13 protein-coding genes are annotated in these 16,755 nt (G+C 68.3%); 8 read left to right on the forward strand and 5 right to left on the reverse strand.

What is annotated here, in order from left to right:
- Positions 1-20 precede the first annotated feature (20 nt).
- The 3 genes from aat to trxB all read right to left on the reverse strand — a co-directional run bounded on the left by aat (position 21) and on the right by trxB (position 3,069).
- Positions 21-764, reverse strand: a complete 744-nt coding sequence (gene aat, locus CNR27_RS09905) for a leucyl/phenylalanyl-tRNA--protein transferase (protein ID WP_096298385.1) — start codon at positions 762-764, stop codon at positions 21-23.
- On the reverse strand, positions 761-1,903 hold the full coding sequence (locus CNR27_RS09910) for a GNAT family N-acetyltransferase (protein ID WP_245815590.1): 1,143 nt from the start codon (positions 1,901-1,903) through the stop codon (positions 761-763). Before CNR27_RS09910 ends, aat begins: the two co-directional genes overlap by 4 nt.
- Before the next feature lie 200 nt (positions 1,904-2,103).
- Positions 2,104-3,069 carry a thioredoxin-disulfide reductase gene (trxB, locus tag CNR27_RS09915; RefSeq protein WP_096298387.1) on the reverse strand — a complete coding sequence of 322 codons (966 nt, stop codon included), beginning with the start codon at positions 3,067-3,069 and terminating at the stop codon, positions 2,104-2,106.
- 154 nt (positions 3,070-3,223) lie between these two features.
- On the opposite strand from trxB, the gene CNR27_RS09920 reads away from it, so the two are divergent.
- The 3 genes from CNR27_RS09920 to lolA all read left to right on the forward strand — a co-directional run bounded on the left by CNR27_RS09920 (position 3,224) and on the right by lolA (position 7,484).
- Entirely contained in the window at positions 3,224-4,291 is a 1,068-nt protein-coding gene (locus tag CNR27_RS09920; RefSeq protein ID WP_096298389.1) for an alanine dehydrogenase, read from the forward strand.
- A 124-nt stretch (positions 4,292-4,415) separates the two neighbouring features.
- Positions 4,416-6,719 carry a DNA translocase FtsK gene (locus tag CNR27_RS09925; protein ID WP_245815810.1) on the forward strand — a complete coding sequence of 768 codons (2,304 nt, stop codon included), beginning with the start codon at positions 4,416-4,418 and terminating at the stop codon, positions 6,717-6,719.
- A gap of 132 nt (positions 6,720-6,851) precedes the next feature.
- On the forward strand, positions 6,852-7,484 hold the full coding sequence (gene lolA / locus CNR27_RS09930) for an outer membrane lipoprotein periplasmic chaperone LolA (RefSeq protein WP_425435516.1): 633 nt from the start codon (positions 6,852-6,854) through the stop codon (positions 7,482-7,484).
- Between the two features lie 68 nt (positions 7,485-7,552).
- On the opposite strand, the gene CNR27_RS09935 is transcribed toward lolA, so the two are convergent.
- Positions 7,553-8,125: a hypothetical protein gene (locus CNR27_RS09935; protein ID WP_096298394.1), complete on the reverse strand. Its 573-nt coding sequence runs from the start codon at positions 8,123-8,125 to the stop codon at positions 7,553-7,555.
- Positions 8,126-8,227: 102 nt separating this feature from the next.
- Between CNR27_RS09935 and CNR27_RS09940 the strand changes: the two genes are divergently transcribed.
- On the forward strand, positions 8,228-9,535 hold the full coding sequence (locus CNR27_RS09940) for a replication-associated recombination protein A (RefSeq protein WP_096300531.1): 1,308 nt from the start codon (positions 8,228-8,230) through the stop codon (positions 9,533-9,535).
- 560 nt (positions 9,536-10,095) lie between these two features.
- Here CNR27_RS09940 and CNR27_RS09950 read toward each other — a convergent pair.
- A complete protein-coding gene (locus tag CNR27_RS09950) occupies positions 10,096-10,437 on the reverse strand; it encodes a hypothetical protein (RefSeq protein ID WP_096298398.1) in 342 nt (113 codons plus the stop codon).
- A gap of 183 nt (positions 10,438-10,620) precedes the next feature.
- On the opposite strand from CNR27_RS09950, the gene lexA reads away from it, so the two are divergent.
- The 4 genes from lexA to CNR27_RS09970 are packed head-to-tail and all read left to right on the forward strand — an operon-like array spanning position 10,621 to position 16,516.
- Positions 10,621-11,220, forward strand: coding sequence for a transcriptional repressor LexA (lexA, locus tag CNR27_RS09955; protein WP_096300533.1), 600 nt, complete (start codon positions 10,621-10,623; stop codon positions 11,218-11,220).
- Between the two features lies 1 nt (position 11,221).
- Positions 11,222-11,839 (forward strand): translesion DNA synthesis-associated protein ImuA, encoded by a 618-nt coding sequence (gene imuA / locus CNR27_RS09960; RefSeq protein ID WP_096298399.1) that lies wholly within the window; start codon positions 11,222-11,224, stop codon positions 11,837-11,839.
- A 10-nt stretch (positions 11,840-11,849) separates the two neighbouring features.
- On the forward strand, positions 11,850-13,271 hold the full coding sequence (locus tag CNR27_RS09965) for a Y-family DNA polymerase (RefSeq protein WP_096298401.1): 1,422 nt from the start codon (positions 11,850-11,852) through the stop codon (positions 13,269-13,271).
- Positions 13,268-16,516 (forward strand): error-prone DNA polymerase, encoded by a 3,249-nt coding sequence (locus CNR27_RS09970; RefSeq protein WP_096298403.1) that lies wholly within the window; start codon positions 13,268-13,270, stop codon positions 16,514-16,516. Before CNR27_RS09965 ends, CNR27_RS09970 begins: the two co-directional genes overlap by 4 nt.
- Positions 16,517-16,755: the final 239 nt, after the last annotated feature.

Genomic DNA, 16,755 nt, shown 5'->3' on the forward strand with positions numbered 1-16,755 from the left:
AAAAGATCCTGCGGCTCGGATCAGTCGGGTTCAGCCAGCCGGGCTGCTTCGAGCCGGCCGAACGCTCCGTGCCAACTCCCTTCGACTGCGGCGGGGCGCGTGACCAGTGCAGCAAGCGCCGCGACGAAGCGTTCGCGCGGCCAGGATGTCGCCCCCAGCATCTGCAGATGCGGGTTGTCGAGCTGAGCGTCGATCAACGGCATCTCCCAGCGGCGCATCTGCCGGGCCAGCCCCATCAGCGCCGCCTTGGAACCGCCGGATCGCGCGCTGAACATGCTTTCGCCGAAGAACATCCGGCCGATCGCCACTCCGTAGATGCCGCCGACCAGCTCGTCGCCGTCGAATACCTCGACACTGTGGGCGAGGCCTGCCGCATGCAGTCGCACATAGGCATCCTGCATCGCCCGGGTGATCCAGGTGCCGTCCTGACCGGGTCGCGGTGCGTTCGCGCATGCGGCCACGACGTGCTCGAAGGCGCTGTCGGCGCGCAGGGCCCAGCCGCTGTTGCGCAGTGCGCGTGCCAGCCGGCGGTTGGGCCGCAGCGTCGCGGTTTCGAAGACGGTGCGCGGATCAGGCGACCACCAGAGGATCGGCTGGCCTTCGGAGAACCACGGAAAGATGCCGTGGCGGTAGGCATTGCGCAGGCGTGTCACCGACAGATCCCCGCCAAATGCCAGCAGCCCATCGGGCCGACGCAGCGCAGTCTCGACCGCTGGAAACGGCGCCTCCGGATCCAGCCCGAGGCGCGGCAGATGCTGACTCATGGTCCGGCGCCGCGGAACGGGCTGGCGGCGGCCAGCGTCGCTGCGTGCGCGCGGACGGCCTCGGCCTCCTGGCCGCACCAGTTGCGCAGCGCCTCGCGGAACGCTGGATCGGCGACCCAGTGCCGGCTGTGCACCAGCGTGGGCAGGAATCCGCGCGCAAGCTTGTGTTCGCCCTGCGCGCCGGGTTCGAAGTGGCGCAGGCCCATCCGCAGACAGTAGTCGATGCCCTGGTAGTAGCAGGTTTCGAAGTGCAGGCCGGGCAGGGTGGCGATCGCGCCCCAGTAGCGGCCGTAGAGCGTGTCGGCACCGCGCAGACACAATGCACCGGCGATGGGCGTGTCGCCTAGATCGGCCAGAACCAGCACCAGCTGGCGCGGCATCGTCGCGGCGAGGTGGCGCAGGAAATCGAGCGTCAGCGCGGGCGAGTTGCCGTACTCGGCGAAGGTCTGCAGGTAGAAGCGGTACATCGTCGCGAGATCGTCATCACTGGCTTCGTCGCCGTGCAGCACGCGGAAGGTCACGCCGGCGCGCGCGACCTTGGCCCGCTCCTGGCGGATGTTCTTGCGGTGCTTGTGGTCCATCGCGCCGAGATAGTCGTCGAAGGTCGACCAGTCGCCCGGGTTGCGCCAGTGGTACTGCACGTCGATGCGGGCGAGCCAGTCCGCGTCGAAGGCGTCGCCCTCGGCTGACGCGTGGAAGTTCACGTGGGCCGATGACCAACCGGCTGCGCGCGCCAGCGCCTGCAATGCGTCCGCCAGTGCCCGACGATCATGCGCGTCGCTCGCGAGCAGGCGCGGGCCGGTGACCGGCGAATAGGGCACCGCGCACAGAAGCTTGGGGAAATAGTCCCGCCCGTACTGCGCGTAGGCGCGTGCCCAGGCATGGTCGAACACGAACTCGCCGTGGGAATTGGTCTTCGCGTACGCGGGCGCCGCCGCAACGAGCGTTCCATCGCGCCAGAGCGTCAGGTGCCTGGGCGTCCAGCCCCAGTCCTCGCGCAGGCACCCGTGAAGTTCCAGGCCGCTCAGGAATGCGTGGGCGACAAAGGGGTTGGCGCCATCGTGCAAGGCATCCCAGTCGCCCGCGGCAACGCCGGTCAGCGACGTTAATACCCGGATTTCGCCTGCGGCCTGCGTCACGGCCGAAGCTCTAGGGCCTGGATCATCCGAGGCGCCTCGAAGTGGGCCTGGCCGGCGCAAGGCGTGAGCAGCGATGCGGACGGCGGCGGAGCGATCCCGCCCGCCGAAGCCGCCATGTGAGCGGCGGCAACACCCGCCAGCTCACGGGGAAGAAGCCCTGCCGTAGCTCGTTGTCCATGCGCGTCGTCGACGCCGCCGGCTCAGCTCTGCTGGTCGAGGAAGCGTTCGGCGTCGAGCGCGGCCATGCAGCCGAACCCGGCCGAGGTGATCGCCTGCCGGTAGTGCTGGTCGGTCACGTCGCCGGCGGCGAACACGCCGGGCACGTTGGTCGCGGTCGCGTTGCCGTCGATGCCCGAGCGGATCTCGAGGTAGCCGTTGTTCATCGCCAGCTGGCCTTCGAACAGCGTGGTGTTGGGTGTATGGCCGATCGCGACGAAGAAACCGTGGACCGCGATCTCGCGTGTGCTGCCGTCCTGCACCGACTTCAGGCGCAGGCCGGTCACGCCGGCCTCGTTACCGAGCACTTCATCGACGGTGTGGTGCCAGACGGGGACGATCTTGCCGGCCTGGATCTTCGCGTTGAGCTTGTCCTGCATGATCTTCTCGGCGCGCAGCGTGTCGCGGCGATGGACCAGGTAGACGGTCCGCGCGATGTTCGACAGGTACAGCGCTTCCTCGACCGCGGTATTGCCGCCGCCAACCACGGCCACGTCCTGGTCCTTGTAGAAGAAGCCGTCACAGGTGGCGCACGCGGAGACGCCGCGGCCCTTGTACGCCTCTTCCGACGGCAGGCCGAGGTACTTGGCGGTCGCACCGGTGGCGATGATGAGCGCGTCGGCGGTGTACTCGCCGCTGTCGCCCTTGAGGCGGAACGGGCGCTGCGACAGGTCGGCGGTGTGGATATGGTCGAAAATGGTCTCGGTATCGAAGCGCTCGGCATGCGCCTGCATGCGCGCCATCAGATCCGGACCCATCAGGCCGTGGGGGTCGCCCGGCCAGTTGTCGACCTCGGTGGTGGTCATCAGCTGACCCCCCATCTGCATGCCGGTGATGACGACCGGCTTGAGGTTGGCACGGGCCGCATAGACGGCCGCGGTCCATCCGGCAGGACCCGATCCGAGGATCAGCAGACGAATGTGGCGGGGGCTGGTGCTGGAGACGCTCATGTATACTCGTGGGCTTGCGGCACTGCGGCCTGACGTGAGCCATAGCTTGGCGGTGCGCCCCCCGCAAAACAAGGTTCGGCCGTGTCAGCGGACCGGAACAATCCATTCGCGACACGCCGCCCCAAGCGGCGTTTTTTGTGCAGGAGTCGGCGACATGCGTATCGGGATTCCCAGTGAGACCAAGACCCTCGAAGGCCGCGTGGCCCTGGTACCTGCCGCGGCGGGCGATCTGGTCAACCGTGGTCACGAAGTGTGGGTGCAGCAGGGCGCAGGCCTGAAGTCCGGCTTCGCCGATGATGCCTACACCCGGCTGGGCGTGAAGATCGCGCCTGATGCCGCCGCGCTGTACGAAAAGGGCCAGTTGATCGTCAAGGTCAAGGAGCCGATCGAAGGCGACCTCGCCCTGCTGCGCCCTGACCACCTGCTGTTCTGCTACCTGCATCTGGCCCCGCTGCCGGAGCTGACCAGGCGTCTGCTCGACATCGGCCTGACCGGCGTTGCCTTCGAGACCGTGGAGCTCGACAACGGCGACCTGCCGCTACTGGCGCCGATGTCGGTGATCGCCGGCAAGATCGCCGTCCAGGTCGGCACGCATTACCTGCACCAGCCGCTCGGCGGTAAGGGCAAGCTGCTTGGCGGCCTGCCGTCGACCGAGCGCGGCAAGGTCGTGGTGTTCGGCGCAGGCGTGGCAGGCGGTGCCTCGGCGGCACTGGCCGCGGCCGGCGGTTCCAACGTCGTGGTGTTCGAGAAGCGCGCCGACCGCATGGACCAGATGATGCGCCTGGGCAACAACGTGACCGCCCTGTATCCGTATGACGAAGTGGTCGCGCGCGAGGTTGCATCGGCCGATCTGATCATCGGCGCGGTGCTGGTGACCGGTGCGGTCGCGCCGCATGTGGTGACCCGCGAGATGATGAAGTCGATGGAGAACGGCAGCGTGCTCGTCGACATCTCGATCGACCAGGGCGGCTGCTTCGAAAGTTCGCGCGCAACGACCTGGAAGGAGCCCACCTACGTCGAGGAGGGCCTCACCCACTTCTGCGTGACCAACATGCCCGGCGCCGTGCCGCAGACTTCGTCGCAGGCGATCTGCGCGGCGATCCTGCCGTGGGTCAACAAGCTGGCCTCGGGCCAGTGGCGCGACAACCAGGCATTGGTCCGGGGTATCAACGTCGAAGGCGGCAAGCTGGTACACCCTGCGCTGCAGGGCATGAAACTTTGACGTAAGATCAAAGGCCTGTACCGACTTTCTCAGGTAAAGACGCACGGTGGCACTCCCGCTTTCAGACCGCGCCAAGCGCCCGCGCCGCGCCGCCCAGGAGTCCGCTCCCGCGGCATCGGCCCATGTGGTGCCCAATCCGCGCCGGCAGCGCCTGGTCCGGGACATCGCGCTGATCCTGATCGCGCCATTGCTGCTGTATCTGCTGGCGTGCCTGGTCACCTACTCGCACACCGATCCGGGCTGGACCAACGCCGGCAACGTCAGCGTGCCGCTGAACAATGTCGGTGGGCCGGTCGGCGCCTGGATCGCGGACGTGCTGCTGCACCTGTGCGGCTACGTCGCCTTCCTCTTGCCGCTGATCCTCGGCGCGGTCGCATGGATCGCATTGTTCGGCCTGGAGCGCGACCGCGAAGGCGTCGCCGATTTCGGGCCGGCGCTGCGGCTGGTGGGCATCGTGGGCTTTCTGGTCTCGGCGACCGGCCTGCTGTATCTGCGGCTGCCGGCGGTGGAGAACCTCTCGGCCGGTGGCGGCGGCATCCTCGGCCGCCTGGTGGGCAACTCGCTGTTCGGTGCGATCGGGCCGGTCGGCGGCAATCTGTTCCTGCTCGCGCTGTTCCTGGTGTCGGTCACGCTGGCGACCGGGCTGTCGTGGTTTGCGCTGATGGATCGCCTCGGCGGCTGGGCCCTGAAGCTGCCTGAGCTGTTCCGCCGCAGCAGCAAGCAGGCCACCGAGTGGAAGGAAGCGCGCGTCCATCGCGAGGAGCGCACCGAGGCGCGCAAGGTCGACAGCGAACTGCGGGCCAAACGCGCACCGGTCAGGATCGAGCCGCCCGCCACGCCGCCAGTGGTCGAGAAGAGCGAACGCGCCAAGCGCGAGCAGCAGATCCCGATGTTCCATGGCGTGGGCGCCAACGGTTCGGACCTGCCGCCGCTGTCGCTGCTCGATGATCCCAAGCCGCAGCCCAACGGCTACGACGATGAGACGCTGGAAACCCTGTCGCGGCAGATCGAGTTCAAGCTCAAGGACTTCCGCATCGACGTGGAAGTCAAGGAAGCACAGCCCGGTCCCGTGATCACGCGCTTCGAGATGGAGCCCGCGCCCGGGGTCAAGGTCAGCCAGATCAGCTCGCTCGACAAGGACATCGCGCGCGGCCTGTCGGTCAAGGCGGTGCGCGTGGTCGACGTGATTCCGGGCAAGTCGGTGATCGGCCTGGAAATCCCGAACGTGCGCCGGGAGATGATCTATCTCTCCGAGCTGCTGCGCTCCAGGGAATACGACAAGTCGGCCAGTCCGCTCACCCTGGCGCTCGGCAAGGGCATCGGCGGACAGTCGGTCGTGGCCGATCTCGCGCGCATGCCGCATCTGCTGGTCGCTGGTACCACGGGCTCGGGCAAGTCGGTGGCGGTCAACGCGATGGTGCTGAGCCTGCTGTTCAAGGCCTCGCCGAAAGACCTGCGCATGCTGATGATCGACCCGAAGATGCTCGAGCTCAGCGTCTACGAGGGGATCCCGCACCTGCTGGCGCCGGTGGTCACCGACATGAAGGAGGCCGCGAACGGCCTGCGCTGGTGCGTGGCGGAAATGGAGCGCCGCTACAAGCTGATGAGCGCGGTGGGCGTGCGCAACCTGGCCGGTTTCAACAAGAAGGTCAGGGACGCTCAGGAGGCAGGGCAGCCCATGTCCGATCCGCTGTTCCGGCCGAACCCGGAATCGAGCGACGTCGCCGAACTGCTCGAGCCGCTGCCCTACATCGTCATCTTCATCGACGAATTCGCCGACATGATGATGATCGTCGGCAAGAAGGTCGAAGAACTGATCGCGCGCCTGGCGCAGAAGGCGCGCGCGGCCGGCATCCATCTGATCCTGGCCACCCAGCGCCCCTCGGTCGACGTCATCACCGGCCTGATCAAGGCCAACATCCCCACCCGCATCGCCTTCCAGGTCAGCTCCAAGATCGACTCGCGCACCATCCTCGACCAGTCGGGTGCGGAAACGCTGCTCGGCCACGGCGACATGCTCTACCTGCCGCCGGGCACCGCGCTGCCCGAGCGCGTGCACGGGGCATTCGTCTCCGACGAGGAAGTGCACCGCGTCGTCGAACACCTCAAGCAGAGCGGCAAGGCCGAGTACATCGAAGGCGTGCTCGACGAAGTGCAGACCATGGGCGACGGGACCGTGGTCGGTGCGACCGGCCTGCCGGAGAGCGGCGGCGGTGGTGGCGACGAGAGCGATCCGCTGTACGACGAGGCGGTCAAGATCGTCACCGAAACGCGCCGCGCATCGATTTCCGGCGTGCAGCGCCGACTCAAGATCGGCTACAACCGCGCTGCGAGGCTGGTCGAGGCGATGGAAGCGGCGGGCGTGGTGACCCCGCCCGAGCACAACGGCGACCGCAGCGTGCTCGCGCCACCGCCGCCGCCGCGCTGAATCTCGGGCCCGCGGTGAATCGGTGCTGGACGGAACCGGCACCGGGCTCCGTTGTCGTTGCCGCATTCAGGTGCTGATTCGCACACTCCGGTCCTACGTCCCAAGTACTTCGAGGCCCTTGCCATGCGCACGATGCTCCGCCACTCCCGCTGGTTCGTCGCGACCGCCGTGCTCACGGTCGCCGGCCTCGCCCAGGCCGCCGATGCGCGTCCGCAGCTCGATCAGTTCACCCGTGGGCTCAAGGGCCTGGAAGCGCAGTTCACCCAGCAGGTGGCCGATGGCAATGGCCGGACCAAGGAAAGCTCCAGCGGCTCGCTGGCCCTGTCGGCGCCGCGGCTGTTCCGCTGGGAATACGTGAAGCCGTATCCGCAGCTGATCGTCGCCGACGGACGGACCGTCTGGGTGTATGACCCCGACCTGCAGCAGGTCACGCGCCGCCCGCAGGGCAGCCAGGAACAGGACAGCCCGCTGGCTGCACTGATCGACCCGTCCCGGATCGACCGCGATTTCGTCGTGACCGAGGCCGGCACATCTGGTGGCCTGGACTGGCTCGAGCTGCGGCCCAAGCGCAGCGACAATGCCGCATTCGAACGCGCACGCATCGGCTTCGGCGGCGACGGCACGCCGACCCGGATGGAAATCCACGACACCCTCGGCCAGCGCACGACCATCGGCTTCAGCGGGTGGAAGCGCAATCCGACGTTCGCGGCGGACACCTTCCGCTACACGCCTGCCGCGGGCGTGGATGTGGTCGGCGAGGAATAACCACGCGCGCCCGCACACTACGAGCTGCATGCAAACGAGCGGCCACCTTCGGGTGGCCGTTTCTGTTTCTACCGTGGCAGGCAACGATTGCCGAAGCGCCTATCGATCCGTGTCGCCCACCTGACGGATCGGTGTGAATGCGGGCAGCACCAGTCGATAGTCGTAAGGCGCTCAGGCTGACGGCCACTGGGGCGCGCGCGGTTGATGGTCACCACGCCGCACGCGTCGACCTCCGGGCAGGCCCAGAACTGTCCGCGCTCGGCGGCGATGTCAATCGTGACGGGATCCAGATCATGGAGATACGCCGTCATCGGGTTTTTGCCGCCCGTGACTGCCGCGCTCAGTGCCGCATGCTCACGCACCGGAATTTCCAGTGCGAGCAGCACAGGTCCGGTCCTGCTCCAATGCTCGACCAGATCGCTGGCGAGCAACGAAACCTCGCGGGTGCCATGCATCTCGCCAAGGACCACGAGCCGGTGCTCGCCCGATTCGCGTAACAGTGTCTCCACCGCATCGCGGCGCCAATCCGCGGCCGCCGTCATCGATACGGCGAAAAGCAGCAGGCTGCCCGCCAGCTGCGCCAGCTGCGCCAGACGACGGCTTGTGGTTGTGATCACGTCCGCTTGCCGCAATATCGCCATGTCCGCATTCCGTTGCAGTGCACCGACAGGTTGAACCGCGTGCCCCGTTCCCGCCCATCCCGCGCCGATACCGGCGATCTGCTGCAGGTCGATCGCAGCGCCATGCGCCCGTTGGCGGAACGCATGCGGCCCGCAACGCTCGACGAGATGGTCGGGCAGCGACGCCTGCTGGCCGAGGGTACGGCGCTGCGCACGGCAGTGGAGGCGGGCAAGGTGCATTCGATGGTGCTGTGGGGGCCGCCGGGCTGCGGCAAGACCACCCTGGCGCTGCTGCTGGCCCATTACGCGGACGCAGAGTTCAAGGCGATTTCGGCGGTGCTGTCCGGCCTGCCCGAAGTGCGCCAGGTGCTGGCCGAAGCTGCGCACCGTTTCGATGGCGGGCGCCGCACGGTGCTGTTCGTCGACGAGGTACATCGCTTCAACAAGACCCAGCAGGATGCGTTCCTGCCGCATATCGAACGCGGCACGATCGTGTTCGTCGGCGCGACCACCGAGAACCCGTCGTTCGAACTGAACTCCGCGCTGCTGTCGCGTTGCCGCGTCCACGTCATGGAATCGGTGTCGCCCGACGACATCCTCCAATCCCTGCACCGCGCCCTGGACGATGCCCAGCGCGGTCTCGGCGATCGCGGGCTGCGGATCGCCGAGGACCTGCTGCGATTGATCGCGGTGGCCGCCGATGGCGATGTGCGCCGGGCGCTGACGCTGCTGGAGATTGCAGCGGAACTGGCGGGCGAGGGCGGGGAAGTGACGGCCGGCACCATCGAGCAGGTGCTGGCCGATCGCACGCGCCGCTTCGACAAGGGCGGCGAGCAGTTCTACGACCAGATCTCGGCCCTGCACAAATGCGTGCGCAGTTCGAATCCAGATGCCGCGCTGTACTGGCTGGCGCGGATGCTCGATGGCGGCTGCGATCCCGGTTATCTCGCACGGCGCATGACGCGCATGGCGGTCGAGGACGTCGGGCTGGCGGATCCGCGCGCCCTGCAGATGGCGATCGATGCCTGGGAAACCTATGACCGCCTCGGCAGTCCCGAGGGCGATCTCGCCCTCGCGCAACTGGTGATCTATCTCGCCAGCACCGCCAAATCCAACGCCGCCTACATGGCCTTCAACCAGGCCAAGCGCGACGTGCGCGAATACGGTACGCAGGACGTACCCATGCACATCCGCAATGCGCCGACCAAACTGATGAAAGAGCTGGGCTACGGCACCGGATACCAGTACGACCATGACGCGGAAGGCGGCATTGCCCTCGACCAGACGGGCTTTCCGGATGCGATGGGCGAGCGGATCTACTATCAGCCCGTCGCGCGTGGCATGGAACTCAAGCTCAAGGACAAGCTCGATGCCCTGCGCGCCGCGCGGGCGGATGCGGTCCGCAATGCGCAGTCCGCTGACGGCGATTGAGCCCACGCCGTTTCCTGACCGGTGGCCCCGAAACAGACCCGCATGGGATCGCGGCGATCGACGATGGCCCGCCGCAATGCCGGCCCGCAGGCTTGGCGGCTGTTCGAGCCTGAGGTGTGCCGATGCGGATGGCCTGTGTGCTGGTGCTGTGGTGGGGCGGGATGTCGGCGACGGATGCCCAATCGGTGTTCAAGTGCGCCGACGCCCGGGGTGGACACAGCTATCAGTCGGAACCGTGTAGCCAGGGCGCGCCCTTGCGGACCTGGACGGCGGACGGGCCGCCTGTGTTGGCGGAGGTGCCTGCCGCATCCAGCCCGGTCTCCCATGCGCCTGTACGGCGGACGCCCGGGGCCGGCGAACGCCGCGGAGTGTCCCCGCGGGTATCCCGCAGCCGTGGCGACGATCAGCAAGCACGCTGCACCGCGGCCCGTGCCAATCGCGAAGCCGTGTTGCACAAGCTCGGCACCCGCCGTCGCTATGACGATCTGCGTCGTCTGAACGATCGGGTCTCGGCGGTCTGCAACCATCGCGGGCAGTGACCGCGTGGCGCCTCATGGATCTCAGGGATTGCAGGGCCGGTTGCTGCCTTCCCAGCCATTGGGCAGGCGGCGGATGATCTGCCCACCAGCACATCGTTCGCCGGCCTCCAGCGGCGTCGCGCGGTAGGCCTCCTGCATGGGCGTGTTCGCGGAGCCTGCGGCGGGCCGTGGGTATTCATAGATCACGCGCTGGGGCACTGGCAGCTGGCGCGGATGGGCGCCCCTGTCGCTGCCGCTGCTGCTGGCGTGCAGCCAGGCGGCATTCGATGCGACAAGCAGCGCCAGCAGCACGATCGCGGCCGCCTGCCAGGCCGAGCGTGTCCATTGGGCGGGCGCCGGAAACAGGAGGCGTTGACGCTGCATGGGAGGTTCCGGTGCGGGACGCGCTGATGCTAGGACCCGGGCATTGCCCTCGCCAGCTGGGGTCGCGCCCAGGGGGCTAAGCTGACAGCGACAGCGGCAGCGGCAGCGGCCGGGCCGGAAGGTCCTGGCCTGCGAGGCGGAATCGATGGCGCCGCGACGGCGCAAGGTGTACAAATGTACACCATGATCAGCCTGTCCCCCCAGCGAGCGGCAATCCTTGAATTCCTGCGTGAACGCATCGCCGCCGGCGCGCCACCGAGCCTGGCGGAGATCGCCGAGGCCTTCGGTTTCGCTTCGCGCAATGCCGCCCAAAAGCATGTGCAGGCCCTGGTTGCCGCCGGCCTCATCGAACTGCAGACCGGCCAGAAGCGCGGCCTGCGGCTGCCGGGGCAGGGCGATCGGATGACGGCGTTGCCGGTGCTGGGGCGGGTCGCGGCAGGCGTGCCGATCGGCGCGGACATCGGCAGCGACCGGGTGCTGTGGCTGGACCGCAGCCTGTTCTCGCTGCGCCCGGATTACCTGCTGCGGGTGGAGGGCGACTCGATGATCGACGACGGCATCCTCGATGGCGATCTGGTCGGGGTGCACCGCAGCCGCGAGGCGCGCGATGGCCAGATCGTGGTTGCGCGGCTGGACGATGCGATCACGATCAAGCGGCTCGAACACCGGCCGGCAGGTGTGCGCCTGTTGCCCCGCAATCGGGCGCATGCACCGATCGTGGTCGCAGCTGATGCGGATTTTTCGATCGAAGGCCTGTACTGCGGCCTGCTGCGGCAGGGCTGAGATGGCCGCGATCCCGCAGACCCTGGACGCCCTGCTGGCCGGACGTACCGTGTGGCCAGCAGGGCGCGGTGCACCCCAGCTCGATGCGGGGCAGCCGACCGGGCATGCCGCACTCGATGCGGTGCTGCCCAGCGGCGGCTGGCCACCACGTGCGCTGACCGAGCTGCTGCTGCCGGCCGAGGGGGTCGGCGAGATCTCGCTGTTGTTCCCCGTGTTGGCGCGCATCACCGCCGCGGGCGGACGGGTGGTGCTGATCGCGCCCCCCTGCATTCCCTATGCGCCGGCCTGGCAGGCGGCCGGGGTGCGGCTGGATGTACTGGATGTCGTCGAGGCGACGCAGGACGAAGCGCTTTGGGCCTTCGAGCAATGCCTGCGCAGCGGCGCCTGCGCTGCGGTGCTGGGGTGGCCGGACACCGGCGATGCCCGGCTGATGCGACGGCTGCAGGTGGCGGCCGACAGTGGCGATTGCCATGCCTTCGCAATCCGCGACCGGCGGCATGCGGCCAATTCCTCCCCGGCGGCGTTGCGCCTGGAGTTCCTGCCCGAGGTGCAGGCTTGGCAGGTGCGCAAATGTCGCGGCGGACGGATTCCGTCGCAGCCCCTGCGACTGGCGGGCTGATGATCCCGCCATGCTCTGGGCCTGCATTCTCCTGCCGCAACTGGCGCTCGACGCCGTTCTCCGCCGTCAGCCGGAATCCGACGCGCCGTTCGTTCTAGTCGACGGGCCCGCGCAGTTGCGCCGCCTGCACAGCGTCAATGCCGCGGCTGCCGACCACGGGCTGAAACCCGGCATGCGGCTGTCCGCTGCCCATGCACTGCTGGCCGATGTCCGTACCCAGGCCTACGACCTGCAGGACGAATCGCGCTGGCATCGTTTCCTCGCGGCCTGGGCCTACCGCCACAGCTCGCTGGTCAGCCAGCAATGGCCGCGCGCGATCGTGCTCGAGGTCCAGGCGAGTTTTCGCCTGTTCGGACCCTGGTCGCGGTTCGAACCGCGGCTGCGCGAGGAACTCGCGGCCCAGGGCTTCGGCCATCGCATCGCCTTGGCGCCCACGCCCACCGCCGCGCGCGTGCTGGTCGGGCTGCGCGATGGACTGGCGGTGTGGAAGACCGACGAACTGGCAGTACTGCTCGACCGCACCCCGGTGCGCCGGGCGGCACTGCCCGGCGAGGCCGGCGAGCATCTGTACCGTATGGGCGTGCGCACGCTCGGCACCTTGCGCGCCTTGCCTACCGCCTCGGTGCAACGGCGTTTCGGCATCGAGGTGCTGTCGCACCTGCGCCGGCTCTATGGCGAGGCCGACGATCCGGTGGCCTGCTACACGCCGCCCGACCATTTCGACATGCGCGTCGAACTCGGCTACGAGGTGGAAGCGCATCCGCCGCTGCTGTTTCCGCTGCGCCGGCTGGTCAACGACCTGTGCACTTATCTGTCAGCGCGAGACGGCGGGGTGCAGCGCTTCGTCGTGCGCCTGGAGCACGACGAAGGCCTGACCGATGTCGAGGTCGGTCTGCTCGCGGCCGAACGTTCGCCGGCGATGCTGTTCGAACTTGCGCGCAACCGGCTCGAGCGCACGGCGATCGCGCGGCCGGTGGTCGCGATGCGCCTGCTCGCGCGCGAGTTGCCGCCGTTCGTGCCCGCGGCGCGCGACCTGTTCGACAGCCGGCCGCAGCAGGCGCTGGACTGGCCGCACCTGCGCGAACGCCTGCGCGCCCGGCTCGGCGACGATGCCGTATACCGGGTCGTGCCGGCCGACGATCCTCGCCCGGAACGCGCCTGGGCACGCGTGATCGGCGACTGCAGCGGCCCGGTTCCCGAAGCGCCGGTGCGCCCGGAGCGCCCGGCTTGGCTTTTACCGCAGCCGCTGCCGCTGCGCGACGCCGGCCTGCGCATCCTCTCCGGTCCGGAACGCCTGGAAAGCGGCTGGTGGGACGACGGCGACGCCCGCCGTGACTACTACGTCGTCGAAACCGGCAACGGCCAGCGCGGCTGGGCATTCGTGCCGCCCGGCCGGTTCGATGGCTGGATGCTGCACGGCTGGTTCGCATGAGCTGGGACGATACGACCGACGGGGTCGGCCGCGACACACCGGGGGCGCATGTTCCGCGCGCCCTGCGCGTGGCCTCGCGCCTGCGCCCTGCCGCCAACGACGACGTCGCGCACGATACCGCCGACGATCTGCCCGCCTATGCGGAACTGCATTGTCTGTCGGACTTCTCGTTCCTGCGCGGCGCCTCCAGCGCCGAGCAGTTGTTCGCACGCGCCGTGCAGTGCGGCTACAGCGCACTCGCGATCACCGACGAATGCTCGCTCGCCGGCATCGTGCGCGGGCTCGAGGCCTCGGAGAAAACCGGCCTGAAGCTGATCGTCGGCAGCGAGTTCCGCCTGCTCGACGACACCCGCTTCGTGTTGCTGGTCGAGACCCGCGCGGGTTACGCGCAGCTGTGTGCGCTGATCACCCGTGGGCGGCGCGCTGGCACCAAGGGCGGTTACCGGCTGTCGCGGACGGATGTCGAAGCCGAATTCCGCGGAAAGACGCCCGGCGTGTTCGCGGTATGGCTGCCCGGCGCGACGCCCCAGGCGGGACAGGGCGCCTGGCTGCAGGACGTGTTCCCAAAGCGCACGCATCTGGCCGTGGAACTGCACCGCGAATGCGACGACACCGGACGCCTCGCGTCGCTGCAGGCGCTTGCGCGCACGCTCGACATGCCCGCGCTCGCCAGTGGGGATGTGCACATGGCGACACGGCGCGAACGCATCCTGCAGGACACGCTGACCGCGATCCGCCACACCACGCCGATCGCCGATTGCGGCGCACACCTGTTCCGCAACGGCGAACGGCATCTGCGTGGCCGGCGCGCACTGGGCAACATCTACGGCCGTGAGCTGATGCAGGCCGCCGCCGATCTCGCGGCGCGTTGCAGCTTCGGCATGCGCGAGCTGCATTACGACTATCCGGTGGAACTGGTGCCCGACGGACATACGCCGGCAAGCTGGCTGCGCGAGCTGACGGAACGGGGCATCCGGATCCGCTGGCCGCAGGGTCCCACCGCCAAGGTGCGCGCACTGATCGAGGACGAACTGAAGTTGATCGCGCGCAAGGGCTATGAAGCGTTCTTCCTGACGGTGGCCGATATCGTCCGCTTCGCCCGCAGCCAGGACATCCTGTGCCAGGGCCGCGGCTCGTCGGCCAATTCCGCGGTCTGTTACGCGCTCGGCATCACCGCGGTCAATCCCGACGAGACCCGCCTGCTGATGGCGCGCTTCCTGTCGGACAACCGCGACGAGCCGCCGGACATCGACGTCGACTTCGAGCACGAACGGCGCGAGGAGGTCATCCAGTACGTCTATGCCAAATATGGCCGCGAGCGCGCCGCACTGGCGGCCACGGTGATCGCCTATCGCGGCAAGAGCGCGGTGCGTGATGTGGCCAAGGCCTTCGGCCTGCCGCCCGACCAGATCGCGCTGCTGGCCAACTGCTACGGATGGGGCAACGGCGAAACGCCGATGGAAGAGCGCATCACCGAGGCCGGCTTCGATCTCGACAATCCGCTGATCACGAAGATCCTGGTCATCACCGAGATGCTGCGGGGCCATCCGCGGCACCTGTCGCAGCATGTGGGCGGCTTCGTGATCTCGAACGAACCGCTTTCGCATCTGGTGCCGGTGGAGAACGCGGCAATGGACGGCCGCACCATCATCCAGTGGGACAAGGACGATCTGGAGACGATGAAGCTGCTCAAGGTCGACTGCCTGGCACTTGGCATGCTGACCTGCATCCGCAAGACGCTGGACCTGGTGCGCGGACATCGCGGGCGCGACTTCGAGATCGCGACCTTGCCGACCGAAGACCAGCCGACCTACGAGATGATCCAGATCGCCGACACCGTCGGTGTGTTCCAGATCGAGTCGCGCGCGCAGATGGCGATGCTGCCCAGGCTCAAGCCGAAGGTGTTCTACGACCTGGTGATCGAGGTCGCGATCGTACGCCCCGGCCCGATCCAGGGCGACATGGTGCATCCCTATCTGCGCCGCCGGCAGGGTCACGAAGCGGTCACGTACCCGTCGGAGGGGGTGCGCGAGATCCTCGGTCCGACGCTCGGCGTGCCGCTGTTCCAGGAGCAGGTCATGGAGCTGGTGATCCATGCCGGCTACTCCCATGCGGAAGCCGACCAGCTGCGGCGCTCGATGGCCGCCTGGCGACGCGGCGGCGACATGGAGCCGCATCGTGCGCGGATCCGGCAACTGATGGCCGCAAAGGATTACTCGCCGGAATTCATCGACCAGATCTTCGAACAGATCAAGGGCTTCGGCTCCTACGGGTTCCCACAGAGTCATGCCGCCTCGTTCGCCAAACTGGTCTATGCCAGTTGCTGGCTCAAGCGTCATGAGCCAGCCGCGTTCGCCTGCGGCCTGCTCAATTCGCAGCCGATGGGCTTCTATTCGCCGAGCCAGATCGTGCAGGACGCCCGCCGCGGCAGTGCCCATCGCGCACCGGTCACCGTGTTGCCGGTCGACGTGATGCACAGCGAGCACGACTGCACCCTGGTCGGCGGGCGCATCGCGCAAGGGCAGGGCGATGCCGGCATCCAGCCCGACATCCGGCTCGGCCTGCGGATGGTCGCCGGCCTGTCCATGGCCATGGCCGACGCCGTGGTGGCGGCGCGGCGACAGCGGCCCTTTTCCAGTGTGGAGGATCTGTGCCTGCGTGCGCGCCTCGACGAGAAGGCCCGCAGCGTGCTTGCCGAATCCGGCGCCCTGGCGTCTCTGGCCGGTCATCGCAATGCGGCGCGCTGGGCTGTCGCCGGCATCGAGCGGCAGCGGCCACTGTTGCCGGGCAGTCCGGAGGAAGTGCCGGTCGAACTGCCCAGGCCGCGTGCCGGCGAGGAGATCCTCGCCGATTACCGCAGCACGGGCCTGACCCTGGGGCCGCATCCGATGGCCCTGCTGCGCCCGCGCATGGCCGAACGCCGGATCATCGGCCTGCGCGAGTTGCAGCAGCGCAGGCACGGCAGCGGCGTGCATGTCGCCGGGCTGGTGACCCAGCGGCAGCGACCGGGCACGGCCAAGGGCACGATCTTCGTCACCCTCGAGGACGAGACCGGCATGATCAACGTGATCGTCTGGCCGCATCTGGCGCTGCGTCGCCGCCGGGCCTTGCTGGAATCGCGATTGATGGCGGTGCGCGGACGCTGGGAGCGCGTGGACGGCGTGGCCCACCTGATCGCCGGCGATCTCGAAGACCTCAGCGGCATGCTCGGCGGCATGCAGCTGCCCTCACGGGATTTCCACTGATCCTGCGGCGCCGGTTGGGGCGATGCGATCACCGCGCGCCTGCTCCGTCGCTGTCGCAGTGACGGAGCGCTTGTGGATTCCGCCGGGGGTCGTCCGCCTCGAGTGAAGCACCGCGCTCAAGCGCCGTATGGCAGCAGGCCAGGTCAGCGCCGCGCCAATGCCCCGGTGAGACGGATGCGTCCGATGCATCTGCGCATGTGCGGAGTCCCTCCGGCAGACACGACACGGGGCCCGAAGGC

Origin of the sequence: Luteimonas chenhongjianii (genome assembly GCF_002327105.1) — a bacterium.
GTDB classification, from domain to species: Bacteria; Pseudomonadota; Gammaproteobacteria; order Xanthomonadales; family Xanthomonadaceae; genus Luteimonas; species Luteimonas chenhongjianii.